General features: G+C 59.3%; 39 protein-coding genes. 35 read left to right on the top strand and 4 right to left on the bottom strand.

Going from position 1 to position 23,058, the window contains the following annotated elements:
- From BLR31_RS13815 to rplQ, 28 genes are all read left to right on the top strand, one after another.
- On the top strand, window positions 1–93 hold a 93-nt coding region (locus BLR31_RS13815; RefSeq protein ID WP_090597277.1), incomplete at its 5' end, for an EF-Tu C-terminal domain-related protein.
- 68 nt (window positions 94–161) lie between these two features.
- On the top strand, window positions 162–470 hold the full coding sequence (gene rpsJ, locus BLR31_RS13810; protein ID WP_014130837.1) for a 30S ribosomal protein S10: 309 nt from the start codon (window positions 162–164) through the stop codon (window positions 468–470).
- A gap of 105 nt (window positions 471–575) precedes the next feature.
- On the top strand, window positions 576–1,271 hold the full coding sequence (gene rplC / locus BLR31_RS13805) for a 50S ribosomal protein L3 (RefSeq protein WP_090597276.1): 696 nt from the start codon (window positions 576–578) through the stop codon (window positions 1,269–1,271).
- Window positions 1,271–1,891 carry a 50S ribosomal protein L4 gene (gene rplD, locus BLR31_RS13800; RefSeq protein WP_090597275.1) on the top strand — a complete coding sequence of 207 codons (621 nt, stop codon included), beginning with the start codon at window positions 1,271–1,273 and terminating at the stop codon, window positions 1,889–1,891. The genes rplC and rplD overlap by 1 nt, the downstream gene beginning before the upstream one ends.
- A complete protein-coding gene (locus BLR31_RS13795) occupies window positions 1,888–2,181 on the top strand; it encodes a 50S ribosomal protein L23 (RefSeq protein ID WP_090597274.1) in 294 nt (97 codons plus the stop codon). The genes rplD and BLR31_RS13795 overlap by 4 nt, the downstream gene beginning before the upstream one ends.
- 18 nt (window positions 2,182–2,199) lie before the next feature.
- Window positions 2,200–3,039: a 50S ribosomal protein L2 gene (rplB, locus tag BLR31_RS13790; RefSeq protein WP_090597273.1), complete on the top strand. Its 840-nt coding sequence runs from the start codon at window positions 2,200–2,202 to the stop codon at window positions 3,037–3,039.
- Window positions 3,040–3,042: 3 nt separating this feature from the next.
- Window positions 3,043–3,321, top strand: a complete 279-nt coding sequence (rpsS, locus tag BLR31_RS13785; protein ID WP_014130832.1) for a 30S ribosomal protein S19 — start codon at window positions 3,043–3,045, stop codon at window positions 3,319–3,321.
- A 2-nt stretch (window positions 3,322–3,323) separates the two neighbouring features.
- Window positions 3,324–3,704, top strand: coding sequence for a 50S ribosomal protein L22 (rplV, locus tag BLR31_RS13780; RefSeq protein ID WP_090597272.1), 381 nt, complete (start codon window positions 3,324–3,326; stop codon window positions 3,702–3,704).
- Window positions 3,704–4,417 carry a 30S ribosomal protein S3 gene (gene rpsC, locus BLR31_RS13775; protein ID WP_090597271.1) on the top strand — a complete coding sequence of 238 codons (714 nt, stop codon included), beginning with the start codon at window positions 3,704–3,706 and terminating at the stop codon, window positions 4,415–4,417. Before rplV ends, rpsC begins: the two co-directional genes overlap by 1 nt.
- A gap of 15 nt (window positions 4,418–4,432) precedes the next feature.
- Window positions 4,433–4,846 (top strand): 50S ribosomal protein L16, encoded by a 414-nt coding sequence (gene rplP, locus BLR31_RS13770; protein WP_090597270.1) that lies wholly within the window; start codon window positions 4,433–4,435, stop codon window positions 4,844–4,846.
- A gap of 12 nt (window positions 4,847–4,858) precedes the next feature.
- Window positions 4,859–5,059 (top strand): 50S ribosomal protein L29, encoded by a 201-nt coding sequence (gene rpmC, locus BLR31_RS13765; protein WP_090597269.1) that lies wholly within the window; start codon window positions 4,859–4,861, stop codon window positions 5,057–5,059.
- Between the two features lie 11 nt (window positions 5,060–5,070).
- Window positions 5,071–5,304, top strand: coding sequence for a 30S ribosomal protein S17 (rpsQ, locus tag BLR31_RS13760; protein ID WP_090597268.1), 234 nt, complete (start codon window positions 5,071–5,073; stop codon window positions 5,302–5,304).
- 76 nt (window positions 5,305–5,380) lie between these two features.
- A complete protein-coding gene (rplN, locus tag BLR31_RS13755) occupies window positions 5,381–5,749 on the top strand; it encodes a 50S ribosomal protein L14 (protein ID WP_090597267.1) in 369 nt (122 codons plus the stop codon).
- Window positions 5,749–6,063: a 50S ribosomal protein L24 gene (gene rplX, locus BLR31_RS13750; RefSeq protein ID WP_090597266.1), complete on the top strand. Its 315-nt coding sequence runs from the start codon at window positions 5,749–5,751 to the stop codon at window positions 6,061–6,063. The genes rplN and rplX overlap by 1 nt, the downstream gene beginning before the upstream one ends.
- Entirely contained in the window at window positions 6,056–6,610 is a 555-nt protein-coding gene (rplE, locus tag BLR31_RS13745; protein WP_090597265.1) for a 50S ribosomal protein L5, read from the top strand. The genes rplX and rplE overlap by 8 nt, the downstream gene beginning before the upstream one ends.
- A 33-nt stretch (window positions 6,611–6,643) precedes the next feature.
- A complete protein-coding gene (gene rpsN / locus BLR31_RS13740) occupies window positions 6,644–6,949 on the top strand; it encodes a 30S ribosomal protein S14 (RefSeq protein ID WP_090597264.1) in 306 nt (101 codons plus the stop codon).
- 12 nt (window positions 6,950–6,961) lie between these two features.
- Complete coding sequence (gene rpsH, locus BLR31_RS13735; RefSeq protein WP_090597263.1) at window positions 6,962–7,360, top strand: 30S ribosomal protein S8; 399 nt, start codon at window positions 6,962–6,964, stop codon at window positions 7,358–7,360.
- Window positions 7,361–7,406: 46 nt separating this feature from the next.
- Entirely contained in the window at window positions 7,407–7,940 is a 534-nt protein-coding gene (gene rplF, locus BLR31_RS13730; RefSeq protein WP_090597262.1) for a 50S ribosomal protein L6, read from the top strand.
- A 12-nt stretch (window positions 7,941–7,952) separates the two neighbouring features.
- Window positions 7,953–8,306, top strand: a complete 354-nt coding sequence (gene rplR / locus BLR31_RS13725) for a 50S ribosomal protein L18 (RefSeq protein WP_090597261.1) — start codon at window positions 7,953–7,955, stop codon at window positions 8,304–8,306.
- 41 nt (window positions 8,307–8,347) lie between these two features.
- On the top strand, window positions 8,348–8,878 hold the full coding sequence (gene rpsE, locus BLR31_RS13720) for a 30S ribosomal protein S5 (protein ID WP_090597260.1): 531 nt from the start codon (window positions 8,348–8,350) through the stop codon (window positions 8,876–8,878).
- A 23-nt stretch (window positions 8,879–8,901) separates the two neighbouring features.
- Complete coding sequence (rpmD, locus tag BLR31_RS13715) at window positions 8,902–9,090, top strand: 50S ribosomal protein L30 (protein WP_090597259.1); 189 nt, start codon at window positions 8,902–8,904, stop codon at window positions 9,088–9,090.
- Window positions 9,091–9,105: 15 nt separating this feature from the next.
- The gene (rplO, locus tag BLR31_RS13710) at window positions 9,106–9,585 is read left to right on the top strand and encodes a 50S ribosomal protein L15 (protein ID WP_090597258.1); all 480 of its coding nucleotides are present in this window, start codon (window positions 9,106–9,108) and stop codon (window positions 9,583–9,585) included.
- 192 nt (window positions 9,586–9,777) lie between these two features.
- Window positions 9,778–11,112, top strand: coding sequence for a preprotein translocase subunit SecY (secY, locus tag BLR31_RS13705; protein WP_090597257.1), 1,335 nt, complete (start codon window positions 9,778–9,780; stop codon window positions 11,110–11,112).
- Window positions 11,109–11,675, top strand: a complete 567-nt coding sequence (locus BLR31_RS13700) for an adenylate kinase (RefSeq protein WP_090597256.1) — start codon at window positions 11,109–11,111, stop codon at window positions 11,673–11,675. The genes secY and BLR31_RS13700 overlap by 4 nt, the downstream gene beginning before the upstream one ends.
- A gap of 185 nt (window positions 11,676–11,860) precedes the next feature.
- Entirely contained in the window at window positions 11,861–12,229 is a 369-nt protein-coding gene (gene rpsM / locus BLR31_RS13695) for a 30S ribosomal protein S13 (protein WP_090597255.1), read from the top strand.
- Window positions 12,230–12,360: 131 nt separating this feature from the next.
- A complete protein-coding gene (gene rpsK, locus BLR31_RS13690) occupies window positions 12,361–12,753 on the top strand; it encodes a 30S ribosomal protein S11 (RefSeq protein ID WP_090597254.1) in 393 nt (130 codons plus the stop codon).
- Between the two features lie 50 nt (window positions 12,754–12,803).
- On the top strand, window positions 12,804–13,865 hold the full coding sequence (locus BLR31_RS13685) for a DNA-directed RNA polymerase subunit alpha (RefSeq protein ID WP_176762664.1): 1,062 nt from the start codon (window positions 12,804–12,806) through the stop codon (window positions 13,863–13,865).
- Between the two features lie 36 nt (window positions 13,866–13,901).
- Window positions 13,902–14,327 carry a 50S ribosomal protein L17 gene (rplQ, locus tag BLR31_RS13680; protein ID WP_090597252.1) on the top strand — a complete coding sequence of 142 codons (426 nt, stop codon included), beginning with the start codon at window positions 13,902–13,904 and terminating at the stop codon, window positions 14,325–14,327.
- A gap of 151 nt (window positions 14,328–14,478) precedes the next feature.
- Here rplQ and BLR31_RS13675 read toward each other — a convergent pair whose 3' ends face one another.
- Both BLR31_RS13675 and BLR31_RS13670 read right to left on the bottom strand, forming a co-directional pair.
- The gene (locus BLR31_RS13675) at window positions 14,479–15,015 is read right to left on the bottom strand and encodes a P-loop NTPase family protein (protein WP_342027596.1); all 537 of its coding nucleotides are present in this window, start codon (window positions 15,013–15,015) and stop codon (window positions 14,479–14,481) included.
- A gap of 2 nt (window positions 15,016–15,017) precedes the next feature.
- Window positions 15,018–16,169 carry a type III PLP-dependent enzyme domain-containing protein gene (locus BLR31_RS13670; RefSeq protein ID WP_090597251.1) on the bottom strand — a complete coding sequence of 384 codons (1,152 nt, stop codon included), beginning with the start codon at window positions 16,167–16,169 and terminating at the stop codon, window positions 15,018–15,020.
- 220 nt (window positions 16,170–16,389) lie between these two features.
- Here BLR31_RS13670 and BLR31_RS13665 point away from each other — a divergent pair, with 220 nt between their 5' ends.
- From BLR31_RS13665 to BLR31_RS13640, 7 genes are all read left to right on the top strand, one after another.
- Window positions 16,390–17,784 (top strand): Do family serine endopeptidase, encoded by a 1,395-nt coding sequence (locus BLR31_RS13665; RefSeq protein ID WP_090597250.1) that lies wholly within the window; start codon window positions 16,390–16,392, stop codon window positions 17,782–17,784.
- Window positions 17,785–17,802: 18 nt separating this feature from the next.
- On the top strand, window positions 17,803–19,131 hold the full coding sequence (locus tag BLR31_RS13660) for a replication-associated recombination protein A (RefSeq protein ID WP_090597249.1): 1,329 nt from the start codon (window positions 17,803–17,805) through the stop codon (window positions 19,129–19,131).
- Window positions 19,132–19,172: 41 nt separating this feature from the next.
- Window positions 19,173–19,337 carry a hypothetical protein gene (locus BLR31_RS21385; protein WP_244505064.1) on the top strand — a complete coding sequence of 55 codons (165 nt, stop codon included), beginning with the start codon at window positions 19,173–19,175 and terminating at the stop codon, window positions 19,335–19,337.
- Between the two features lie 80 nt (window positions 19,338–19,417).
- Window positions 19,418–19,789: a fluoride efflux transporter CrcB gene (gene crcB, locus BLR31_RS13655; protein WP_090597248.1), complete on the top strand. Its 372-nt coding sequence runs from the start codon at window positions 19,418–19,420 to the stop codon at window positions 19,787–19,789.
- A complete protein-coding gene (locus BLR31_RS13650; protein WP_090597247.1) occupies window positions 19,789–20,790 on the top strand; it encodes an RluA family pseudouridine synthase in 1,002 nt (333 codons plus the stop codon). The genes crcB and BLR31_RS13650 overlap by 1 nt, the downstream gene beginning before the upstream one ends.
- Complete coding sequence (locus BLR31_RS13645) at window positions 20,790–21,458, top strand: HAD-IA family hydrolase (protein ID WP_090597246.1); 669 nt, start codon at window positions 20,790–20,792, stop codon at window positions 21,456–21,458. The genes BLR31_RS13650 and BLR31_RS13645 overlap by 1 nt, the downstream gene beginning before the upstream one ends.
- Window positions 21,458–22,231: an ATP12 family chaperone protein gene (locus BLR31_RS13640; RefSeq protein ID WP_090597245.1), complete on the top strand. Its 774-nt coding sequence runs from the start codon at window positions 21,458–21,460 to the stop codon at window positions 22,229–22,231. The genes BLR31_RS13645 and BLR31_RS13640 overlap by 1 nt, the downstream gene beginning before the upstream one ends.
- On the opposite strand, the gene folK is transcribed toward BLR31_RS13640, so the two are convergent.
- Both folK and folB read right to left on the bottom strand, forming a co-directional pair.
- A complete protein-coding gene (gene folK / locus BLR31_RS13635) occupies window positions 22,223–22,669 on the bottom strand; it encodes a 2-amino-4-hydroxy-6-hydroxymethyldihydropteridine diphosphokinase (RefSeq protein ID WP_090597244.1) in 447 nt (148 codons plus the stop codon). The genes BLR31_RS13640 and folK overlap by 9 nt on opposite strands.
- Window positions 22,669–23,055: a dihydroneopterin aldolase gene (gene folB / locus BLR31_RS13630; RefSeq protein ID WP_090597295.1), complete on the bottom strand. Its 387-nt coding sequence runs from the start codon at window positions 23,053–23,055 to the stop codon at window positions 22,669–22,671. The genes folK and folB overlap by 1 nt, the downstream gene beginning before the upstream one ends.
- Between the last annotated feature and the right edge of the window lie 3 nt (window positions 23,056–23,058).

The raw sequence follows: 23,058 nt of genomic DNA, 5'->3' as shown, positions 1-23,058 counted from the left end.
GTTCCGATCGCGATGGAAGAAAAGCTGCGCTTCGCTATCCGCGAAGGCGGCCGTACCGTCGGCGCCGGCGTCGTGTCGAAAATCGTCGCTTAAGCACAAGACAATTGAGAAAGCGGTGCGCATCGTCGCGCACCGCGGTCCTTTTTTCGGGATAGAACACAATGAACGGTCAGAACATTCGCATCCGGCTCAAGGCGTTCGATCATCGCGTGCTCGACAATTCGACCCGCGAGATCGTCAACACCGCCAAACGCACGGGCGCACAGGTTCGCGGTCCCATTCCGCTGCCGACGCGAATTGACAAATACACCGTCAACCGGTCGCCCCACGTGGACAAGAAGAGCCGTGAGCAGTTCGAAATCCGGACTCACAAGCGTCTCCTCGACATCGTGGATCCGACCCCTCAGACGGTCGACGCACTCATGAAGCTCGATCTCGCCGCCGGTGTCGACGTCGAAATCAAGCTCTAAGTGCACGCTCTTAGGTACTGAGTTTACAGCGCTTTTCGCTTCAGTGGGTCCTCTTGGACAAACAATGACCCGGAAAAACGCTCAATAAAGAGAAGGTAACAACCGATGCGTTCTGGATTGATCGCACAGAAGCTGGGAATGACCCGCATCTTCACTGAAGATGGCGCTCATGTACCCGTCACCGTCCTGGCGCTGCAGGGCTGCCAGGTGGTGGGCCAGCGGACGCAGGATAAGGACGGCTACATCGCGCTCCAGCTTGGCGCCGGTACTGTCAAGGTCAAGAATGTCAGCAAGGCCGAGCGCGGACAGTATGCCGCTGCCAAGGTCGAGCCCAAGCGTAAGGTCGTCGAGTTCCGCGTGAGCGAAGACAACCTCATCGAAGTGGGTGCTGAGCTTCAGGCCGACCACTTCATCGAAGGTCAGTTGGTGGACGTCACCGGCACCTCGATCGGCAAGGGCTTTGCCGGTGCGATGAAGCGCCACAATTTCGGTGGTCTTCGTGCCTCGCACGGTGTGTCGGTTTCGCACCGTTCGCACGGTTCGACCGGTGGCCGTCAGGACCCGGGTCGGGTGTTCAAGAACAAGAAGATGGCTGGACACATGGGCGACGTTCGCGTCACCACGCAGAACGTCAAGGTCGTCAAGACTGACATCGAGCGCGGCCTGATCATGGTCCAGGGCTCGGTCCCCGGTTCCAAGGGCGGCTGGATCCAGATCCGTGACGCCGTAAAGAAGCCGCGCCCTGAGGGTGTTGCGCTTCCTGGCTCGATCAAGGCAGCCGCCAATGGGGAGAGTGCATAATGGAACTCCAGGTCACAACCCTCGAGGGTAAGTCGGCCGGCAAGGTCACTCTCGACGACGCCGTCTTCGGCCTCGAGCCCCGCGCCGATCTGATCCAGCGCATGGTCCGCTACCAGCTGCTGAAGCGCATGTCGGGTACGCACGACGTCAAGAATCGTGCAGAAGTCGCCCAGACGGGTAAGAAGTTCGGTCGCCAGAAGGGCGGCGGCGGTGCACGTCACGGTTCGCGTCGTTCCAACATCTTCCGGGGTGGTGGACGTGCATTCGGCCCGACGCCGCGCAGCCACGCTGTCGATTTGCCAAAGAAGGTCCGCGCGCTTGCTCTCAAGCACGCACTTTCGGCCAAGGCAAAGTCAGGCGACCTCGTCATCATCGACCAGGCCGTAGCAGACGCGCCCAAGACTGCCGCACTTCGCGTCATCTTCGGCAAGCTCGGTTTTTCAAACGCGCTGATCATCGGCGGCACCGAACTGGACAATAATTTCGCGCTCGCAGCGCGCAATATTCCCCAGATCGACGTGCTTCCCGCTCAGGGCATCAACGTTTACGACATTCTGCGTCGTGAGAAGCTCATCCTGACCAAGGACGCACTCGCAGCGCTGGAGGGCCGGTTCCAATGAGCGCGCTCAAGCATTACGACATCATCCGCAACCCTGTCGTGACTGAAAAGTCGACAATGGCTTCGGAGCATGGGCAGGTCGTTTTCGATGTTGCCATCGACGCCACCAAGCCGCAGATCAAGGCAGCTGTCGAAGCGCTGTTCGAGGTCAAGGTCAAGGCCGTCAACACGATCGTGCGCAAGGGCAAGGTCAAGCGTTTCCGCAACATGCTTGGCACCCGCAAGAATGTGAAGAAGGCCGTCGTCACCCTCGTTGACGGTCAGACCATCGATATTTCGACCGGTCTGTAAGGCGAAGGAAGAATTTAAATGGCTTTGAAGCAATACAATCCAACTTCGCCGGGCCGCCGTCAGCTTGTCGGCATCGACCGGTCCGAGCTCTGGAACGGTTCGCCGGTCAAGAGGCTCACCGAAGGCCTGTCCAAATCGGGTGGCCGTAACAACCGCGGTCGGGTGACTTCGTTCGCCCGTGGTGGTGGTCACAAGCGCAGCTATCGCCTCGTCGATTTCAAGCGCACCAAGTTCGACGTCCAGGGGACTGTCGAGCGTCTTGAATACGATCCCAACCGGACCGCATTCATCGCTCTGGTCACCTATGACGACGGCGAGCAGGCCTACATTCTGGCTCCGCAGCGCCTGGCCGCCGGCGACAAGGTCATCTCCTCGATGAACGCTGTCGACGTGAAGCCCGGCAACACGATGCCGCTCGAAAGAATGCCGGTCGGCACGATCGTCCACAATATCGAGCTCAAGCCAAAGAAGGGCGGCCAGATGGCCCGTTCGGCAGGTGCTTATGCTCAGTATGTGGGTCGTGACAGTGGCTGGGCGATCCTTCGTCTGAATTCGGGTGAACAGCGCCTCGTGCACGGCTCCTGCCTTGCGACAGTCGGTTCTGTGTCCAACCCGGATCACTCGAACACTTCGATCGGCAAGGCTGGCCGCAATCGCTGGCTGGGCCGTCGTCCAAACGTTCGCGGTGTCGCGATGAACCCTGTCGATCACCCGCATGGTGGTGGTGAAGGCCGTACCTCGGGTGGCCGTCATCCGGTTACCCCGTGGGGCAAGCCGACCAAGGGCAAGCGCACCCGCTCTAACAAGTCGACGGACAAGTTCATCGTCCGTACGCGTCATCAGAAGAAGGGCAGGTAGGCCATGGCACGTTCCGTCTGGAAAGGCCCGTTTGTCGACGGGTATCTGCTGAAGAAGGCAGACAAGGTCCGGGAATCGGGCCGCAACGAAGTGATCAAGATCTGGAGCCGTCGTTCCACGATCCTGCCGCAGTTCGTTGGCCTCACCTTCGGCGTCTATAACGGCCAGAAGCATATTCCGGTCAACGTCAGCGAAGACATGATCGGACATAAGTTCGGTGAATTTTCGCCCACGCGCACCTATTACGGGCACGCGGCCGACAAGAAGGCGAAGAGGAAGTAATTATGGGCAAGCAGAAGCGTGAACGCGCGCTCAAGGACACAGAGGCGAAAGCCGTCCTGCGCATGGTGCGGACAAGCCCCCAGAAGCTGAACCTGGTTGCTGCGCAGATCCGTGGCATGAAGGTCGACCGGGCTCTTGCCGAGCTTGAGTTCTCGCGCAAGCGGATCTCTGTCTCGGTCAAGAAGACCCTCGAGAGCGCCATTGCCAATGCCGAGAACAATCACGGGCTCGACACTGATGCACTGGTTGTTTCGGAAGCCTTTGTCGGCAAGGCACTGGTGATGAAGCGGTTCCATGCACGTGCTCGCGGTCGCGGCGCACGTATCGAGAAGCCGTTCTCGCACCTGACCATTGTTGTCCGTGAAGCCGAGGAGGCCGTCTGATGGGCCAGAAAGTTAATCCGATCGGGCTTCGTCTCGGCATCAACCGGACCTGGGATTCCCGCTGGTACGCCAACAAGGGTGAATATGGTTCGCTCTTGCAGGAAGATCTCAAGATCCGGCAGATGCTCGAAGAAGAGCTCAAGCAGGCCGCTGTTTCCAAGATCGTCATCGAACGCCCGCACCGTAAGTGCCGCATTTCGATCCACTCGGCTCGTCCGGGTATCGTGATCGGCAAGAAGGGCGCGGACATCGAGAAGATCCGTAACAAGGTCAAGAAGTTCACCAATTCGGAAGTGCACATCAACATCGTTGAAGTGCGCAAGCCGGAAACCGATGCGACCCTTGTTGCTCAGGGCATCGCCCAGCAGCTCGAACGCCGTGTGGCGTTCCGCCGGGCCATGAAGCGTGCTGTGCAGACAGCAATGCGGATGGGCGCCCAGGGTATTCGTGTCAACGTTGGCGGCCGTCTCGGCGGTGCCGACATCGCCCGTACCGAGTGGTATCGCGAAGGCCGTGTGCCGTTGCACACACTGCGTGCAGACGTCGACTATGGCGTGGCCGAAGGCAAGACCACTTACGGCATCATCGGGATCAAGGTCTGGATCTTCAAAGGCGAGATCATGGAACACGATCCGATGGCCCACGAACGCCGCGCCACCGAAGGTGGTGGTGATTCCGGCGGGCAGGGCCGCCGCGGTCCGGCTGCAAGCTGATAGGACTATAGAAAAATGCTGCAACCGAAACGTACCAAGTTCCGCAAGGCCCATAAGGGCCGGATCCACGGCGTCGCCAAAGGCGGCACCGATCTGACATTTGGCGAATATGGCTTGAAGGCTCAGGAACCTGAGCGTATAACCGCGCGCCAGATCGAGGCCGCACGTCGCGCTATGACTCGCTATATGAAGCGCGCCGGTCGTGTGTGGATCCGGATTTTCCCGGATGTGCCTGTGTCGTCCAAGCCGACCGAAGTCCGTATGGGTAAAGGTAAGGGTGCTCCCGAATATTGGGCAGCCCGCGTCAAGCCCGGCCGGATTATGTTCGAGATCGACGGCGTAAGTGAAGAGATTGCGCGTGAAGCTCTGCGTCTGGCGGCCATGAAGTTGCCGATCAAGACGCGGTTCGTCAGCCGCATAGCAGATTAAGGACGTACAGCGATGGCAAAGCCGAGCGACGTTAGGGCAAAGACGGTCGACGAACTCAACGATGAGCTCGTCAATCTGAAGAAAGAGCAGTTCAACCTGCGTTTCCAGCGCGCTACCCAGCAGTTGGAAAACACTTCTCAGGTGCGCAAGGTCCGCCGCGATATCGCGCGCGTTCAGACCGTGCTCGCCGAGAAGGCCGCGGAAGCTAAGTAAGGAAACACGAAATGCCCAAGCGTATCCTGCAGGGGACCGTGGTCTCCGATACGAACGAAAAGACGGTCGTTGTGAGTGTAGAGCGTCGCTTTACCCACCCGATCCTGAAGAAGACGGTGCGCCGTTCCAAGAAGTACCATGCTCATGACGAGGCCAATGCGGCCAAGGTGGGCGATCTGGTGCAAATCGAAGAGTGTGCCCCGATCTCAAAGAACAAGCGTTGGACCGTCGTTACGTCGGCTTAACGTATAGCTCATTAAGAGGTCAGGTGCCGTGCCGGATGCCGGACGCGGACCTTAAGAATAAAGAAGGCAACCAGTCATGATTCAGATGCAGACGAACCTCGACGTCGCCGATAATTCGGGCGCCCGTCGTGTTATGTGCATCAAGGTGCTGGGCGGTTCGCATCGCAAGTATGCGTCTGTTGGCGACATCATCGTTGTGTCGGTCAAGGACGCGATCCCGCGCGGCCGCGTCAAGAAGGGTCAGGTCATGAAGGCCGTGGTGGTTCGCACCGCGTCCGACATTCGCCGCCCCGATGGCACCGTGATCCGTTTTGACCGCAATGCGGCGGTCATCATCAACAATAACAAGGAACCCCTGGGCACCCGTATCTTTGGCCCGGTTCCTCGTGAGCTGCGTGCGAAAAATCACATGAAGATCATTTCGCTCGCGCCGGAGGTGCTGTAATGGCTGCCAAGATCAAAAAGGGTGACAAGGTCATCGTTCTGACTGGCAAGGACAAGGGAAAGACCGGCAACGTTCTGCAGGTTATCCCGTCCGACACCAAGGCTCTTGTTTCGGGTATCAACCTGGTGCGTCGTCACCAGAAGCAGACCCAGAGCCAGGATGCAGGGATCATCACCAAGGAAGCCCCCATCCACCTGAGCAACATCGCTCTGGTTGATGCGAAGGAAAACAAGCCGACCCGTGTCGGCTTCAAGATCGAAGACGGCGTCAAGAAGCGCGTCGCAAAGCGTTCTGGAGAAGTGATCGATGGCTGAGACATACGTTCCGCGCCTGCGCACGCATTATGACGATGTAGTGCGCGCCGGTCTCACCGAGACCTTCAACTACACCAACCCGATGCAGGTTCCCAAACTTGAGAAGGTTGTTCTCAACATGGGCGTCGGCGAAGCGGTTGCCGATTCCAAGAAGGTCAAGGCCGCACTGGCAGACCTTGAAAAGATCGCCGGCCAGAAGCCGATCACGACCTATGCCCGCAAGTCCATTGCCGGCTTCAAGGTTCGTGAAGGCATGGCCCTGGGTGTCAAGGTCACGCTGCGTCGTGCCCAGATGTACGAATTCGTCGATCGTCTGGTCAACATTGCGCTGCCCCGCGTCCGCGATTTCCGCGGGCTGAACCCCAAGAGCTTCGATGGCCGCGGCAATTATGCCATGGGCATCAAGGAACACATCGTGTTTCCCGAGATCAACTATGACCAGATCGAACAGGTCTGGGGTATGGATGTGATCGTCTGCACCACGGCTAAGACCGACGACGAAGCGCGTGCGCTTCTCAAGGCTTTCAATTTCCCGTTCCGCCAGTAAGCGGATAATGGGAAGAGAAAAAAGAGAGATCTGATGGCTAAAGTTAGCTCCATCGAAAAGAACAAGCGCCGCACCAAGCTTGCCAAGCAGTACGCTGGGAAGCGCGCTGCGCTCAAGGCAAAGGCCAAGGACGAGTCGCTGTCGTTCGAAGAGCGTTTTGCTGCACAGCTGAAGCTGGCCGAACTGCCGCGCAATGCGTCGCCCGTTCGTATCCGCAATCGCTGTGAAGTTTCGGGACGTCCGCGCGGTTACTACCGCAAGCTCAAGCTCAGCCGTATTGCGCTGCGTGAGCTGGGGAACATGGGCAAGATCCCGGGCCTGGTTAAGTCGAGCTGGTAAGGAAGAAGCAAAATGACTCTTATCGATCCGCTTGGCGACATGCTGACCCGTATCCGCAACGCGCAGATGCGCCGTCGCGATACCGTTCGTACGCCTGCTTCGAGCCTGCGTGCACACGTGCTTGATGTTCTGAAGACCGAAGGCTACATCCGCGGGTATTCGGAAGACACCAATGAAAACGGTCTTCCTGAATTCGCGATCGAGCTGAAGTATTCCGACAACGTGCCGGTCATCCAGGAGATTCAAAGGGTTTCGAAGCCCGGTCGCCGGGTTTACGCATCCGTCAAGAATATCCCTGTTGTTAGCAATGGTCTTGGTGTCTCGATCCTGTCCACCCCTAAGGGTGTGATGGCCGATCACCAGGCTCGTGCTGAAAACGTTGGCGGTGAGGTCCTCTGCCGCGTCTTCTAAGACGCGATAGAGGAGACCCCACCAACATAGAAGAAGGCAAAGAAAAATGTCGCGTATTGGCAAACAGCCGGTTGCTCCGGTCAGCGGCGTGACGGTCACAGTCGATGGCCAGACGGTCACCGCCAAGGGCTCCAAGGGTGAGCTTTCGGTCGTGTTGATGGATCTGGTTACGCCCGAGATGACCGATGACGGCGTTGTCGTGAAGCCCGCCGATGAAAGCCGCCAGGCTCGTGCAGCTTGGGGTTTGTCCCGGTCGCTCGTACAGAACATCGTGACTGGCGTGTCCACAGGCTTTGAGCGCAAGCTCGCCATCACCGGCGTTGGTTATCGTGCCCAGATGCAGGGTTCCGATCTCAAACTGTCCCTGGGTTTCTCCCATGAAGTGATCTTCAAGGCGCCCGATGGGATCTCGCTTGCCGCCCCGACGCAGACGGAAATCGTCGTGACGGGTATCGACAAGCAGCAGGTCGGTCAGGTCGCCGCGGACATCCGTGAGTTCAGGCCGCCGGAGCCCTACAAGGGCAAGGGCGTTCGCTATGCGGATGAGCACATCTACCGCAAAGAAGGCAAGAAGAAGTAAGGATTGGTCGAGATGGCTAAGATTTCTGGTATCGCACGCCGCAAGTCGCGTGTCCGCCGGGCCTTGAAGTCCCGTGCTTTCGGTCGTCCGCGCTTGTCGGTCTTCCGTTCGGACAAAAATATCTATGCGCAGATCATCGACGATGCGAATGGCGTGACGCTTGCGTCGGCCTCCTCGCTCGAAAAAGATCTCAAGATCAAGAATGGCGCCAATCAGGCTGCCGCCACCGAAGTGGGCAAGGCTCTCGCCGCGCGTGCTTCCAAGGCCGGCGTGTCCGAGGTCGTTTTCGATCGTGGAGCGTATATCTTTCATGGTCGCGTCAAGGCGCTGGCCGATGCAGCCCGTGAGGGCGGGCTGAGCTTCTAAGAAGCTCGGCCAAACCGAAATTACGAAGAGCTGGTAGAACGATGAGAGACTATCAAGAGCGCGACAGTGAGTTTGTAGATCGCCTGGTGCACATCAATCGCGTCGCCAAGGTGGTGAAGGGCGGTCGGCGGTTCGGCTTTGCCGCGCTCGTGGTCGTTGGCGATCAGAAGGGCCGCGTTGGCTTTGGTCACGGCAAGGCACGTGAAGTGCCGGAAGCCATCCGTAAGGCGACCGAGCAGGCTAAGCGCCAGATGATCCGGGTGCCGCTGCGTGAAGCCCGTACGCTTCACCACGACGTGCATGGCCGTCACGGTGCCGGCAAGGTGATCCTGCGTGCGGCTCCGGCCGGTACGGGTATCATTGCTGGTGGCCCGATGCGCGCAGTGTTCGAAACCCTGGGCATCAACGATATCGTTGCCAAGAGCCAGGGCTCTGCGAACCCCTACAACATGGTTCGCGCCACGTTCGACGCGCTCAAGAACGTCGACAGCCCGCGTTCGGTTGCTGCCCGTCGCGGCATCAAGGTTTCCGAGCTGCAGGCCCGTCGCGGTGAAGCCGCCGTCGAGGCCTGATAGGCCGCTCGAGGAGAAAAACAATGGCTAAGAAGACCGTTACCGTCGAGCAGATCGGGTCGCCGATCCGCCGCAAGGAAGATCAGCGCGCGACGCTTGTTGGCCTTGGGCTCAACAAGATGCATCGCCGCAGCGAACTTGAAGATACCCCGTCCGTGCGCGGCATGATCTCCAAGGTCGCTCACCTCGTCCGCGTCGTGGACGAGAAGTAAGAGGGATTTGGTAATATGAAACTCAACGAGATCGCCGATAACGCCGGCGCCAACAAAGCCAAGGTCCGCGTCGGTCGCGGTATTGGCTCTGGGCTTGGCAAGACCGGTGGCCGTGGCGTCAAGGGTCAGAAGTCCCGTTCCGGCGTTGCCATCAATGGTTTCGAAGGCGGCCAGATGCCCCTTCACATGCGGATGCCCAAGCGCGGCTTCAACAATCCCTTCGCCAAGAAGTGGAATGCTGTGCGCCTCGATCGTATCCAGGCCTATATCGACAGCGGCAAGCTGGATGTTAAGGGCGTGGTCGACGCGCAGGCTCTTGTTGCTGCTGGTGTCATCCGTCGCGCCAAGGACGGCGTGCGTCTGATCAACAGCGGCGAGTTCAAGGCCAAGAAGGTTACCTTCAAGGTCAATCACGTCTCTGCTGGTGCGGCTGCAGCCATCGAAGCTGCCGGCGGCAAGGTCGAACTCATCGGCAAGCCTGCTGACGCTGAATAATCGCTACGTCTTTTAGAGCGCGCCCTCGCAATCATCCCGCCAAGGGGGATTGCATGAGGGCGCGCTCTGACTATATCAGAGCATTGTTTCCTGGAGCGCGTCCGGTATGGTTCGGCCACGCATCCAAAGCTGAGCGTCGGGCCCGTCGTGGCCCGTTCCTTTGCTCAATAAGCTATATCCGAGGGAGCCGTCATGGCGTCTGCAGCCGAGCAATTGGCCCGTAATCTCAGCTTCTCGACCTTTTCCAAGGCCAAGGACCTGCAGAAGCGGATTCTGTTCACCCTGGGGGCGTTGCTCGTCTATCGCCTCGGCACGTACATTCCGATTCCCGGTATCGACCCGGATGCCTTCGCCGCGACGTTCCAGCAGGCGCAGGGCGGCATCTTCGGGCTGTTCAACATGTTCGCTGGTGGCGCCGTCGAGCGCCTCGCGATCTTTGCTCTGAACCTCATTCCCTACATTACGGCCTCGATCGTTATTCAGGTCATGTCCTCCGCTTCCCCGCGCCTTGAAGCGCTCAAGAAGGAAGGCGAGAGCGGCCGCCGCAAGCTCAACCAGTACACGCGCTATCTGACTGTCGTTTTCTGCGCCGTGCAGGCTTATGGCATCGCCGTCGGCCTCGAGGCCAGCGAAGGCGTAGTGGCCGATCCAGGCTGGTTCTTCCGTATTTCGACCGTCATCACGCTGGTTGGCGGCACCATGTTCCTGATGTGGCTAGGCGAGCAGATGACCGCTCGTGGCGTCGGTAACGGCATTTCTCTGATCATTTTCGCCGGTATCGTTGCGACGCTACCCGGCGTTATCGCCCAGACCCTCGAGTTGAGCCGCACTGGTGGCCTGCCCACACTTGCCGTCGTCGGCATTCTGGTCGGCGCCATCGTGGTTATTGCGGTCATCGTCTTTTTCGAGCGCGCCCAGCGCAGGCTTCTGATCCAGTATCCGAAGCGCCAGGTGGGCAATAAGATGTATCAGGGCGATACTTCGCACCTGCCGCTCAAGCTCAACACCGCTGGTGTTATCCCGGTGATCTTTGCCTCGTCGCTGCTGCTTTTGCCCGCAACGATCGCGACCTTCTCGGCGCAGGGCGATGCGCCACAGTGGCTGCAGTATATCTCGGCACTGCTCGGCCGTGGCCAGCCGCTCTATCTGCTGCTGTTTGCCTCGCTGATCATCTTCTTTGCGTTCTTTTATACCTCGATCACGTTCAACCCGACCGAAACCGCTGACAATCTCAAGCGATCGGGCGGCTTCATTCCCGGCATCCGTCCGGGTGAGCGTACGGCGCAGCACATCGACTACGTGCTGACCCGCATTACCGTGGTTGGTGCGATCTATCTCACGATCGTGGCGCTCATACCCGAAGTGTTCCTGAGTCAGCTCAACATCTCGGCATTCCTGGGCGGTACGTCTCTGCTCATCATGGTCACCGTGACACTCGACACGGTCAGCCAAATTCAAAGCCATCTCATCGCGCAGCAGTATGAGGGCATGGTCAAGAAGTCGCGTCTAGGGGGACGGAAAAGATGAGATTAGTACTGTTGGGCCCTCCGGGCGCAGGGAAGGGCACGCAGGCCAAGATACTGGTCGACTCGTATTCCATTCCGCAACTTTCCACTGGTGACATGCTGCGTGCGGCGATTGCCGACAAGACGCCGCTGGGACTCGAAGCCAAGGCGATCGTCGATCGCGGCGATCTGGTCTCTGACGATATCGTTTCGGGCATCATCTCCGACCGTATGGACCAGGCCGATTGCGCCAACGGGTTCATCCTCGACGGATTTCCCCGCACGATCGCGCAGGCCGAGTCACTGACGCATATGCTTGACCGCAAGGGTCTGCACCTCGACGCCGTCGTCGAGATTAAGGCCGATCCGGATACGCTCGTATCGCGAGTCATCAATCGGGCCAAGGAGTCCGGTGGCGCGCGTGCGGACGACAACGAGGAAGTGCTGCGCAAGCGCCTCGATGTCTACAAAGAGCAGACCGCTCCGTTGGTTACATTTTATACTGAACAGGGCCTGTTGAAGTCCGTCGACGGCATGGCGCCGATCGATGAGGTCACCGCCGCCATCAAGGCAGCGATAGAATAGACTTTAAGTTGCGAGGATGAGCGGCCCAGTTGACTTATGGGCCGCGAGTCCTTAGAACCGCGCCAGTCTCAGAAATTTCGAGGGCTGGATTCGGTTCCTTCCATGGAGAAGGGGGTCGGATACCGGTCCCTTGTTGTTGAACGAAGCGGGGCGTAAAGCCCTCAAATTAATTTAGGAGATCCGACGTGGCTCGTATTGCTGGCGTCAATATCCCGACGAATAAGCGCGTGGTTATCGCGTTGCAGTATATTCATGGGATTGGGCCGAAGATGGCCTCTGAAATCTGCGAGAAGGTGTCCATTCCGGCCGAGCGTCGTGTGAATGAACTGACCGACGCGGAAGTTATTCAGATCCGTGAAGCTATCGATCGTGATTACACGGTCGAGGGTGACCTGCGGCGTAACACTGCCATGAACATCAAGCGTTTGATGGATCTTGGCAATTACCGTGGTCTGCGGCATCGCCGTGGTCTGCCTGTCCGCGGACAGCGCACGCACACCAATGCCCGCACCCGCAAGGGTCCGGCAAAGGCCATCGCGGGCAAGAAGAAATAAGCATGGTTCCGGGGAGGGTGGGGTCCACCCTCTTGTTCGGAATTGTGATGGATTAAGACCCGAAAGGGTCTTCGGTGGAGCTGCCCGTGCCGGATGGTCAGGGCAGCGATGAGATCGAATAGAGGAAGTAAATGGCTAAAAGTGACACTACACGCGTTCGCCGTCGCGAGCGTAAGAACATCAGTGCCGGCGTTGCACACGTAAACGCTTCGTTCAACAACACGATGGTCACCATCACCGACGTTCAGGGCAACACGATCTCCTGGTCCTCCGCCGGTACGATGGGTTTCAAGGGTTCGCGCAAGTCGACCCCTTACGCCGCACAGATGGCTGCTGAAGACGCCGCCAAAAAGGCTCAGGAACACGGCATGAAGACCCTTGAGGTCGAAGTTCGTGGTCCGGGTTCGGGTCGTGAGTCCGCGCTTCGTGCGCTGCAGGCGGCTGGTTTCACCGTCACTTCCATCCGGGACGTTACATCCATTCCGCACAATGGTTGTCGGCCGCGCAAGCGCCGTCGCGTCTAAGTAAACCGAACCCCGGCGAGGCCAGCCGGGGTTTGTTTGCGGTTTGCGGCATGGCGGTCAGGGCGGACCGCTCTTTTGAAAGGAAGTTGGACGTGATGATCCAGAAAAACTGGCAGGAACTGATTAAGCCGACCAAGCTCGACGTCGTTCCGGGCAGCGATTCGGCGCGCATCGCCTCCGTGGTCGCCGAGCCGCTTGAACGCGGCTATGGCTTGACCCTGGGCAATACGTTGCGCCGGGTTCTGCTGAGCTCGCTGCAGGGTGCAGCGATCACCGCCATCCAGATCGATGGCGTTTTGCATGAATTCTCTTCGATTCCCGGCGTGCGTGAGGACGTGACTGATCTCGTTCTCAACATCAAGGAAATCGCCGTCAAGATGGAAGACGAGGGGCCGAAGCGTCTCGCGCTCTCCAAGCAGGGTCCGGGTGCCGTCACTGCAGGCGACATCAAGACCACCGGCGATATCGAGATTCTGAACCCCGAACTCGTGATCTGTCATCTCGACGATGGCGCCGAAATCAATATCGAGTTCACAGTTTCGACCGGCAAGGGCTACGTCCCGGCCGATCGCAACAAGCCCGAAGATGCGCCGATTGGCTATATCGCAGTCGACGCCCTGTTCTCGCCGGTCAAGCGCGTGAGCTACAAGGTCGAGAAGACCCGCGAAGGTCAGAACCTCGACTTCGACAAGCTCTCGATGCAGATCGAGACCAATGGCGCGATCAGCCCTGAAGATGCACTGGCCTATGCCGCGCGCATCGTTCAGGACCAGCTGTCGGTGTTCATCAACTTCGAAGAGCCCACCAAGGAAAAGTCGGAAGATTCCACACCGGAACTCGCCTTCAATCCTGCGCTGCTCAAGAAGGTGGACGAGCTCGAGCTGTCGGTCCGTTCGGCCAACTGCCTCAAGAACGACAACATCGTTTATATCGGCGATCTCATTCAGAAGACCGAAGCCGAAATGCTCCGGACTCCGAACTTTGGGCGCAAGTCGCTCAACGAGATCAAGGAAGTGCTGGCCCAGATGGGACTCCATCTCGGTATGGACGTCAACAACTGGCCGCCCGAAAACATCGAAGACCTCGCCAAGCGTTACGAAGATCACTACTGATCGTCCGCGGGCCGATAAAGAAATTAGGAGAGTACCATGCGCCACGGTAAAGCCGGCCGCAAACTGAACCGGACCTCTTCGCATCGCAAGGCGATGTTTAAGAACATGTCCGCTGCCCTTATCAAGCACGAACAGATCGTGACGACTTTGCCCAAGGCAAAGGAACTGCGTCCTATCGTTGAAAAGCTCATCACCCTGGGCAAGCGCGGCGATCTTCACGCCCGCCGTCAGGCGATCGCCAAGGTTGGTGACGAGACGATGGTGCGCAAGCTGTTCGACGTGCTCGGCCCGCGCTACAAGGACCGCAACGGTGGTTACACCCGCGTCCTTAAGGCCGGTTTCCGCCACGGCGACAACGCACCCGTTGGCGTTATCGAATTCGTCGACCGCGACGTCGAAGCCAAGGGCAAGGATTCCGGCCCGACTGCCGACTTCACACGCGACGAGGAAGAAGCAGCGTAAGCGCTTCGATCCTTTCGATATGCAAAAGGCGGCCCCGGTGGCCGCCTTTTTCGTTTTGCATGGCTGAGATAAAGCCTCAGCACACCCACCGTGTCATCCCAGACCCAGAGCAGGGACCCAGTATGCTCCGAGTTTAATGCAGCGCACCGCGCTACGGCCTTTCCAGCCCCCAGCGCCGATACAAACCATTTAGCTCAGCCATTGCCTTTACATGCTCAAACGGCAAGCCGCTCTCGGTCGTGAAGCTCAGCATTTTGGCACGCGATTTTGGCTGCACCATCGTGATGTGCCGGATCATCAGCCATTTGATGCTGTCCTGTCCGCCTTCCAGCGTACCTAAGCGCTGACGCTCGAACAGCGTCCTGCGAAGATAGCGCCAGAGATTGCCCGGGGCAGGGGTGTCGATCAGCACGATCCCCGTGGCCCGTGCCAGGCGCCGGGGTATGAGGCGGGAGTAATTGCCTTCGATCACCCACCCGTCCTGCGCTATCGCCTCCTCATGCAGCCGCGCGAACTCTTCCGGCGCGCGCGGCGTCCAGTCCGTATGGGGTAGGTGGTGCAGCAGATCGAGATGAATGGCCGGGACGCCGAGTTTATCACCCAGCGCCACGGCAAGTGTGGACTTGCCCGCATTGGACGGGCCGAAAATGCAGACGCGTTGGCCAAGCGCCTCCAGCGTCTGCATCATTGTCACACCAGAATGTCGTCGACCCAATAGAGGTCGCGACGATCAAAGCCGTTGAACGCCGTCAGCGAGGCCTGCGTGTAGGCGCCCATGAGGCCGAATTCGATATAGTCGTCCTCGGCGATAGCCTCGGGCAAAACGAATTTTTGCGGCATCATGTCGTAGCTGTCGCATGTGGGCCCGAAAATCGTAAAGCCCCAGCTTTCGCCTGTCAGAACCTTGTCGCCACGCCAGACGCGCAGAGGCGGCATGAACTCGAGGATCATGGCTTCCATCAACGAGCCATAGACGCCATCGTTGAGATAGACCGACTGCTCGCCGCGCACGTGCTTGACGCGCAGCAACAGCGATGTGCAACCCGTGGAAAGACCACGGCCTGGTTCTGCAATCAGCTCGGGCTTGCTCGAGCCGAACGTGTCGGTCACCGCATTGCGGATCGTCTCGAAATAGACGTCGAGCGGGGGCGCTGAGTTGGTGATGTAAGGGGCGGGAAAACCGCCACCGATATTGAGCCGCTTCAGGTCGATCCCTGCAGCCTGCGAAATTCGGCCAGCCGCCGCGATATGGCGCTCATAGGCATAGGCTTCCTCGCACTGGCTGCCCACATGGAAGCAGAGTGATGTGGAATAGCCCATGGCCTTGGCCAGCGTGGCGATCGAGATGGCGCCTTCTTCCATGACGCCGAACTTGGTGCCGAAATCATAGGATTTCAGCGCCTTGCCCGCCTTGAAACGTATCGTGACCTCGACATCCTCGCTCGGCGGGATCACCGTGGCGAGCTGATCGAGCTGGGCCACGTGGTCGATGGTGAACGAGCGCACGCCAAAGTCTTCATAGGCGCGCTGGATTTCGCGCCGCGACTTGATCGGATTGTTGTAGTGCATGCCCGCACCGGGCGCATATTCTGCGATCAGTGCCATCTCGGTATTGGACGCCACGTCATAGGCCTTGAGCCCCTCGCGGTGCATGATCTTGAGGATATGCGGGGAGGGGTTGGATTTGACCGCATAGGTCAAAAGTCCATCAAAGCCGGACTTGAAGGTATTGATAGCCTTGACCAATTCCGGTTCGGAAAACAAAAAGCTCGGGAAATCGGGCTCTTCGGTGGCGATCAGTTCGGCGGTGTTCGCGTAGCGGCGAGACGGCGCTTGGTCCATTGAGGCTGGATACCTTGTGCGGGGGTTGAAAGCGGCGGTGTATAGGCTGCATTGCCCCCCTCCGCAATGCAGTTTTTCAGCCTATAGACGCAGCTTGTGACGATTCTTTGCACACGGTCAAAAAGCGTTGCCATCCGGGCTCAACCTTACAGCTTTGTCACTTGAAACCGGGCCGCTCCGTCATACCTTCTAGCGCGTCGGTTGGAACCGGAGTGAATGCATGTTGCGCCAGATTGTCCTCGCCATCCTTATCGTCGCCAGCCCCGTGGTGGCTCACGCCCAGACCGAACGGCAGGTGCCCCAAAGCCAGGAACAGGTCCAGCTTTCCTACTCACCCATCGTCCGCGAGGTCGCACCCGCCGTGGTCAATGTCTATGCGACGCGGGTTGAACAGCAACGCATGATGACCGGCGATCCATTCTTCGACCGCTTCTTCGGCGACTCTCCATTCTTCCAGCAGCGCCCCCAGACTTCGCAATCGCTCGGCTCGGGCGTCATCGTATCGCCCGAGGGCATGATCCTCACCAACAATCACGTCGTTGAAAACGCCACCGATATTCGTGTCGTTACCAACGACGGACGTGAATACCCCGTCGATCTCGTTCTCGCCGACAGTGCCACCGATCTCGCCGTCCTCTCGGTGCGCGATCCGCAGGGCAGGGACTTCCCAATCGTGGAGTTCGCCGATTCCGACATGCTCGAAGTCGGCGATCTCGTCCTCGCCATCGGCAATCCGTTCGGCGTAGGGCAGTCTGTCTCTAGCGGCATCGTATCGGCCTTGGCGCGCACGGGGATGGGCATCACCGACTACCAGTTCTTCATTCAGACCGACGCCGCCATCAATCCCGGCAATTCGGGCGGCGCGCTGGTCGATATGAACGGCCGACTGGTCGGCATCAATACGGCGATCTTTACGCGCTCGGGCGGATCACAAGGCATCGGTTTTGCCATTCCGTCCAACATGGCCCGCGTCATTGCCGCCGCTGGCGAGGATGGCGGTCAGATCATCAGGCCATGGTTCGGTGCCCAGACGCAAATGCTCGACGTCGATCTGGCCGCCAGCCTTGGGCTTGAAACGCCACGCGGCGCACTCGTCACCGAGATCGCTCCCGATAGCCCGGCTGCGGCCGCAGGTCTGGCATCGGGCGATGTGATCACATCCATCGACGGCATTGCGGTTCAAGACCCCGAAGCCCTCAACTATCGTATCGCGACCAAGCGGCTCGACTCCACCGCCGACCTGGTCCTTTGGCGTAACGGGACCCAATTGGCTGCCAATGTACGCCTCGTCGCGCCCCCCTCGATTTCCGCGCGCCAGGTCACTATATCGGGCAATACGCGATTTTCCGGCGCCATTGCCGCCGAACTCAGTCCTTCGCTCGCCCAGGAGCTCGGGCTCGGATTTTCGGCCCAAGGCATTGCCATCATCGATGTCGAACGGGGCAGTGCCGCCCAGCAACTGGGCTTGCGCCCCGGCGATGTCATCCTGACACTGAACGGCATGGAAATTCGTGATATTGAAACCTTCGAATCCGTCGCCAGCCAGCGCCCGCGATCCTGGCAAATCATGCTGCAGCGCGGCGGCAACGTCATCCGGTCCATAGTGGGCGGGTGACCCGGTCCAGAGAAAACCATGTCCGATCTCTTCCCCGAGGATATTCCGACCTCACGCCCCACCGACCAGCCCTCCGGCGACCGTCCGCTGGCCGATCGGCTGCGGCCCAAGTCGATCGACGAGGTGATCGGTCAGCAGCACATCATCGGCCCCGACGGCACCTTGCGCCGCATGCTCGGATCCGGACGCATGGGCTCGCTCATCTTGTGGGGACCGCCGGGCACCGGCAAGACCACGGTAGCGCGCCTTCTCGCCGATGCCGTCGACTATCGCTTCGAGCAGATTTCCGCGATCTTTTCGGGCGTCGCCGACCTCAAGAAGGTCTTTGAGACCGCGCGCACAGCACGCCGCGCCGGCCAGCGCACGCTGCTGTTCGTTGACGAAATCCACCGGTTCAACCGCGCCCAGCAGGACAGCTTCCTGCCCGTCATGGAAGACGGCACCGTGGTTCTGGTCGGGGCGACAACGGAAAACCCCAGCTTTGAACTGAACGCCGCCTTGATGAGCCGTGCGCAGGTTCTCAAGTTCACCAGCCTCGATCACGACGATCTCGAATCCTTGGCCCAACGCGCCGAGGCCGAACTCAACCAATCCCTGCCCGTCGATGACGACGCGCGCCAATCTCTCTTGGGCATGGCCGACGGCGATGGACGCGCACTGCTGGGCCTGATCGAAGAGATCATCGCCGCCACCGGTCCCGACGAAATTTTGGACCCCTCCGATCTCGTGCGTCTCGTCCAGCGCCGCGCGCCGATCTACGACAAGAGCCAGGACGGCCACTACAACCTTATCTCCGCCCTGCACAAGACGGTGCGCGGTTCGGACCCCGACGCAGCGCTCTATTATTTCGCGCGCATGATCGATGCCGGCGAAGATCCCATGTATCTCGCCCGCCGTCTCATCCGCATGGCAGTCGAAGATATCGGCATGGCAGACCCGCAGGCACTGCCTATCGCCACCGCGGCAAAGGACGCATACCACATGCTCGGATCGCCGGAGGGTGAACTGGCTCTGGCCGAGGTCGTCGTCTATCTGGCGACCGCTCCCAAATCCAACGCGCTCTACAATGCTTATAACCGCGCTCTAGCGCTGGCCAAAAAGACCGGCTCACCAACCCCGCCCATGGCCATCCTCAACGCCCCGACCAAGCTGATGAAGTCTGAAGGGTATGGCGAGGGCTATATCTATGACCACGACACCCCTGAAGGCTTTTCCGGCCAGGAATATTTCCCCGACCAGATCGGCCGTCAGGACTTCTACAAGCCGGTCGAACGCGGTTTCGAGCGCGAAATCAAAAAACGCATGGACTATTTCGGCAAGCTCAGGGCGTCGAAGGGTATGCCCTGATACCTCTTCGCTAACCAGGCGGTGAGGACAATACAGCGCCGATGATGATGACACTCGAAATGCCCGAAACTCTGAAAATGCGTGTCGATGGGCAGGCGCGAGAATTGGTATTTGGCGAGATCCCTTACATCGTCGCTTATCGCGTAACCGAGGTCGTCGAAATCCTCGCTGTCATGCACACGGCCAGAAAACGGCCAGATGAATGATGCCGCCTTAATAGGCTGACGTCGCGGCAATTTACCGCTAGAAGGTCCGCATCTTTTTCAGTTTGGCGCGGTTCGGGCCAATGTATGCATTCATTCTCGTCGGACTAGGTGGTGCCATTGGCTCGATGGCTCGCTTTGGTGTGTCGAAGCTGATACCGATCGGTTCGTTCCCGGTCGCAACGCTAACGGTCAATGTTGTGGGCTCACTGCTCATGGGCATCTTGATCGGCGCACTTGCCAAATGGGCTTCCGGCTGGGGCGATGGTGCGCGCCTGTTCCTTGCGGTCGGCGTGCTCGGCGGGTTCACCACCTTTTCCGCGTTCTCGCTCGATACGATCGTGTTGATCGAGCGCGGGCAGTGGGGCGCAGCTTTTGGATATGTTTTCGTTTCGGTTCTGGCTTCTTTGGCCGCAATCGGTGTTGGATTGTTGTTGATGCGTGGAGTGGCCTGATGAGCGGCGTCCAGTTAAGGGAAGTGGCACGAGACGAGGACGGAATGCGGATCGACCGCTGGTTCTCGGTGCATTTCCCGCACCTTTCATTTGGGCGCTTGCAGAAGCTGCTGCGCTCGGGCCAGGTTCGCGTCGACAGCGGGCGGGTCCAGACCAATGCGCGTCTCGTGGCCGGCCAGACCGTCCGCGTACCGCCGCTCGGTGACGTACCTGCCGAGACGGCGTCCGTGCCCCGCGTCAACGACAAGGACGCAGCGTTCCTGCGCGATCTGATCATCTATGAAGATGACGACGTCTATGTGTTCAACAAGCCCCACGGCCTTGCCGTGCAGGGCGGGTCGGGCACCAAGCGTCACCTCGATGGCATGCTGAAATCCCTACCCAACAAGAAGGGCGAGGCCCCGCGCCTCGTTCATCGCCTCGACCGTGACACGTCGGGCTGTCTTCTGGTCGCCAAGACGCGCGCCGCTGCCAGTCATTTCGGCACCGTCTTTCGCTCGCGTTCCGCCCGCAAGATTTATTGGGCGGTAACCGTCGGCGTGCCGCATCCGCGTCAGGGCCGGATTTCATGCTTTGTCGCCCGGCAGTCGACCCAGGATGGCGAGCAGATGGTTGTCGTCGACAACGGCGCCGAAGGCGCCCAGCATTCGGTGAGCTATTATTCGGTCACCGACAGCGCCGCCAATCAGTTCGCCTGGGTTACGCTCAAGCCCGTCACAGGGCGCACGCACCAATTGCGCGTCCACATGATGGAGCTCGGCACCCCCATCCTCGACGACCCGCGCTACAACACGCTTGATAACTGGAACTGGGAACGTCCCGACGAACTCGGCGATGGCCTCCATCTGCACGCGCGCCGTCTTGCCATTCCCCTGCGCAGCGGCAAGCGCCTCGACATCACGGCGCCGCTCCCGCCCCATATGAAGGCATCCTTCGATACCCTCGGTTTCGATGCCAACCAGTACGATGCGCAGGACGCCGATCCGGAGGATGACGCCTGATGGCCGAACCCCGTCTCATCATGTTCGACATGGATGGCACCCTCATCGATTCAGGCGCCATCATCGTCGATCATATGGCCGCGACGTTTCGCGACCATGGTCTCCCCGAGCCGACTGAAAAGATGTCGCATTCGGTGATCGGTCTCTCTCTGGAACTGGCAATGGAAACGCTCGCCCAGTGCGATGCCGAGACGGCCATTCTCATGGCTGGCACCTATCGCAAGCATTACCGTGCCATGCTCGCCGAGGGCCATCTTCGCGAACCGCTATACGCCGGTGCGCTCGACGCTCTTGATCGCCTGCGCAGCCACGAACCGTCTGTCCTCGGCATCGCCACGGGGAAGGGCCTGACCGGCGTTCACCGCATCCTGGCGCTGCACCAAATTGCCGACCGGTTCGTGACGCTGCAGACACCCGACCACAACCCCTCAAAGCCCCATCCCGGTATGATCTTGCGCGCCTGCGCGGAGACCGGCATCGATCCAGCCGCCACGGTCATGATCGGTGACACAACCTTCGATATGGAGCTCGGCCGTTCGGCCGGCGCCAAGACCATCGGTGTCACCTGGGGCTATCACTCCCGCGACGCCCTCGAAGGTTCGGGAGCGCAAATCATCATCGACGACTTCTCCCATCTCGATGACGCGATCGAAAAGGTTCTGAACTGATGCGAGAATTTTTGGAAGATGCATTCAAGCACCAGGATGCCGGTCTGGGTCGGCAGCAGAAAGATCGGCTGCAGGATCTGCCCAAACGCTTCTATACCGAGGTCGACGTTGTCGAGGACAACGGCATTTTTGCCGTCACTTTGAACAAGCGTGTTGCCAAGTCCCCGACAGGCAAGTCGATCATGACCACAAACGCCGATCTCGCTTCATATATGCGGCACGAATATGCGGCACAAACGACCCATATCGACCCTGCTACAATGCCTCATGTGCGGCTGATGAATTCGGCGATTGAAGGCGGCGAAGAGGCCGGGCCCGCCCTCATCGATGAAATCATCAAGTATGCATCCAATGATTTGCTGCTCTATCGGGCCGATACGCCGCGTGAGCTTGTCGAGCGACAAGAAGCGGTTTGGGATGCGGTTCTCGTCAAGATCGCGCGACATTTTGGCGTTAGTTTTCAACCCACTGTGGGCATTCTCCATCAAGAGCAACCGCGCGAGACGCTTGCGCGCCTCAGGGCCACACTCGCGGATTTGCACTACGTTCCGGCAACGGCGATGGTCTCGGTCACGGGGCTTACCGGCTCCGGTCTACTGGCCATCGGTCTGAAGGACAAACTCATCGACGCCGACGAAGCCTGGACGGCGGCACATGTCGATGAAGACTATCAGATTTCCCTCTGGGGAGAAGACTACGAAGCGGCCGCCAAGCGTACGCAGCGGCGCAGGGAGTTTGATGCGGCGGTCAATGTTATCAGGCTCTTAGCCTGATTTCTGGCCAGATCGATTCATCAGCCAATCGGCAATTTTGGGCGCGATCTCGCGGACGGGATCGATGACGAATTCGCGTTGATGGGCAAAGGGGTGGGGCAGGGTGAGCCTCTGGCTCTCGAGCTCCAGCCGGTCATAGGCGATCACGTCGATATCGATCAGTCGCGGCCCCCAGTGCTCGACCCTGACGCGGCCCAATGCGGCTTCTGTCGCAAGGCAAAAATCGAGAAGCGCAATTGGCTCCAGGCTGGTTTCGATCAGCACGGCACCATTGTGAAACTGCGCCTGATCGGTCTTGCCCCAAGGCTCGCTCACGATGATAGAGCTCTGTTTCAGCAGGGTTATCTTTGGATGCGATGCAATCGCCGCAACGGCCTCGGTGATCTGGCGTGCCGGATCGCCCATATTGGCCCCCAGCGCGAGTACAACTCTCGCCATCAGACCTGCTCGCGCGTCCTGAGCATTTCGATGGCGGCCTCGCCAGCAACGATGGGCAAAGGTGCTTCTGGCTTGCGGACCTTGATCCTGATCCATTGAAGCCGATCGAACCGCTTGAAAAGCCTCACCATTATGTGGTGACCAAGTGCCTCGATGAGTTTGAAGCGCCTCTCTTCGAACGCCTCTTTTACCAGCTCGTAGACGTGCGCATAGGAGATGGTTGCCGAGACATCATCGGAGCGTGCGGCCTCAGACATATCCAAGCCGAGTTCGAGATCGATCCGAAAGCGCTGGCCGAGGGCGTTCTCTTCCATCATCACGCCGTGATAGCCGTAAAAGGCAAGTCCGGCCAAAATGATGCGGTCGCTGTCGGAAAACTGGGTCACAAA

Source organism: Pelagibacterium luteolum (assembly GCF_900100665.1).
Classification (GTDB): Bacteria; Pseudomonadota; Alphaproteobacteria; order Rhizobiales; family Devosiaceae; genus Pelagibacterium; species Pelagibacterium luteolum.
Note: the sequence above shows the minus strand (reverse complement) of the source record. Positions and strands in the feature narration are given on the sequence as shown.

Excerpts from the sequence above, each read along its gene's own strand:
- rplE (WP_090597265.1), top strand. The coding sequence starts at position 6,056 with ATGGCTGAGACATACGTTCCGCGCCTGCGCACGCATTATGACGATGTA.
- rpsJ (WP_014130837.1), top strand. The coding sequence starts at position 162 with ATGAACGGTCAGAACATTCGCATCCGGCTCAAGGCGTTCGATCATCGC.
- rpmC (WP_090597269.1), top strand. The coding sequence starts at position 4,859 with ATGGCAAAGCCGAGCGACGTTAGGGCAAAGACGGTCGACGAACTCAAC.
- BLR31_RS13645 (WP_090597246.1), top strand. The coding sequence starts at position 20,790 with ATGGCCGAACCCCGTCTCATCATGTTCGACATGGATGGCACCCTCATC.
- folK (WP_090597244.1), bottom strand. The coding sequence starts at position 22,669 with ATGGCGAGAGTTGTACTCGCGCTGGGGGCCAATATGGGCGATCCGGCA.
- BLR31_RS21385 (WP_244505064.1), top strand. The coding sequence starts at position 19,173 with ATGATGATGACACTCGAAATGCCCGAAACTCTGAAAATGCGTGTCGAT.
- BLR31_RS13700 (WP_090597256.1), top strand. The coding sequence starts at position 11,109 with ATGAGATTAGTACTGTTGGGCCCTCCGGGCGCAGGGAAGGGCACGCAG.
- rplF (WP_090597262.1), top strand. The coding sequence starts at position 7,407 with ATGTCGCGTATTGGCAAACAGCCGGTTGCTCCGGTCAGCGGCGTGACG.
- rplR (WP_090597261.1), top strand. The coding sequence starts at position 7,953 with ATGGCTAAGATTTCTGGTATCGCACGCCGCAAGTCGCGTGTCCGCCGG.
- rplD (WP_090597275.1), top strand. The coding sequence starts at position 1,271 with ATGGAACTCCAGGTCACAACCCTCGAGGGTAAGTCGGCCGGCAAGGTC.
- secY (WP_090597257.1), top strand. The coding sequence starts at position 9,778 with ATGGCGTCTGCAGCCGAGCAATTGGCCCGTAATCTCAGCTTCTCGACC.
- rpsC (WP_090597271.1), top strand. The coding sequence starts at position 3,704 with ATGGGCCAGAAAGTTAATCCGATCGGGCTTCGTCTCGGCATCAACCGG.
- rplQ (WP_090597252.1), top strand. The coding sequence starts at position 13,902 with ATGCGCCACGGTAAAGCCGGCCGCAAACTGAACCGGACCTCTTCGCAT.
- rpsE (WP_090597260.1), top strand. The coding sequence starts at position 8,348 with ATGAGAGACTATCAAGAGCGCGACAGTGAGTTTGTAGATCGCCTGGTG.
- BLR31_RS13650 (WP_090597247.1), top strand. The coding sequence starts at position 19,789 with ATGAGCGGCGTCCAGTTAAGGGAAGTGGCACGAGACGAGGACGGAATG.
- rpmD (WP_090597259.1), top strand. The coding sequence starts at position 8,902 with ATGGCTAAGAAGACCGTTACCGTCGAGCAGATCGGGTCGCCGATCCGC.
- rplN (WP_090597267.1), top strand. The coding sequence starts at position 5,381 with ATGATTCAGATGCAGACGAACCTCGACGTCGCCGATAATTCGGGCGCC.
- BLR31_RS13675 (WP_342027596.1), bottom strand. The coding sequence starts at position 15,015 with ATGATGCAGACGCTGGAGGCGCTTGGCCAACGCGTCTGCATTTTCGGC.
- BLR31_RS13670 (WP_090597251.1), bottom strand. The coding sequence starts at position 16,169 with ATGGACCAAGCGCCGTCTCGCCGCTACGCGAACACCGCCGAACTGATC.
- BLR31_RS13665 (WP_090597250.1), top strand. The coding sequence starts at position 16,390 with ATGTTGCGCCAGATTGTCCTCGCCATCCTTATCGTCGCCAGCCCCGTG.
- rpsQ (WP_090597268.1), top strand. The coding sequence starts at position 5,071 with ATGCCCAAGCGTATCCTGCAGGGGACCGTGGTCTCCGATACGAACGAA.
- crcB (WP_090597248.1), top strand. The coding sequence starts at position 19,418 with ATGTATGCATTCATTCTCGTCGGACTAGGTGGTGCCATTGGCTCGATG.
- BLR31_RS13640 (WP_090597245.1), top strand. The coding sequence starts at position 21,458 with ATGCGAGAATTTTTGGAAGATGCATTCAAGCACCAGGATGCCGGTCTG.
- BLR31_RS13795 (WP_090597274.1), top strand. The coding sequence starts at position 1,888 with ATGAGCGCGCTCAAGCATTACGACATCATCCGCAACCCTGTCGTGACT.
- rplV (WP_090597272.1), top strand. The coding sequence starts at position 3,324 with ATGGGCAAGCAGAAGCGTGAACGCGCGCTCAAGGACACAGAGGCGAAA.
- rpsK (WP_090597254.1), top strand. The coding sequence starts at position 12,361 with ATGGCTAAAAGTGACACTACACGCGTTCGCCGTCGCGAGCGTAAGAAC.
- rpsH (WP_090597263.1), top strand. The coding sequence starts at position 6,962 with ATGACTCTTATCGATCCGCTTGGCGACATGCTGACCCGTATCCGCAAC.
- rpsN (WP_090597264.1), top strand. The coding sequence starts at position 6,644 with ATGGCTAAAGTTAGCTCCATCGAAAAGAACAAGCGCCGCACCAAGCTT.
- BLR31_RS13660 (WP_090597249.1), top strand. The coding sequence starts at position 17,803 with ATGTCCGATCTCTTCCCCGAGGATATTCCGACCTCACGCCCCACCGAC.
- BLR31_RS13685 (WP_176762664.1), top strand. The coding sequence starts at position 12,804 with ATGGCGGTCAGGGCGGACCGCTCTTTTGAAAGGAAGTTGGACGTGATG.
- rplX (WP_090597266.1), top strand. The coding sequence starts at position 5,749 with ATGGCTGCCAAGATCAAAAAGGGTGACAAGGTCATCGTTCTGACTGGC.
- rplB (WP_090597273.1), top strand. The coding sequence starts at position 2,200 with ATGGCTTTGAAGCAATACAATCCAACTTCGCCGGGCCGCCGTCAGCTT.
- rpsS (WP_014130832.1), top strand. The coding sequence starts at position 3,043 with ATGGCACGTTCCGTCTGGAAAGGCCCGTTTGTCGACGGGTATCTGCTG.
- rplO (WP_090597258.1), top strand. The coding sequence starts at position 9,106 with ATGAAACTCAACGAGATCGCCGATAACGCCGGCGCCAACAAAGCCAAG.
- rplP (WP_090597270.1), top strand. The coding sequence starts at position 4,433 with ATGCTGCAACCGAAACGTACCAAGTTCCGCAAGGCCCATAAGGGCCGG.
- rplC (WP_090597276.1), top strand. The coding sequence starts at position 576 with ATGCGTTCTGGATTGATCGCACAGAAGCTGGGAATGACCCGCATCTTC.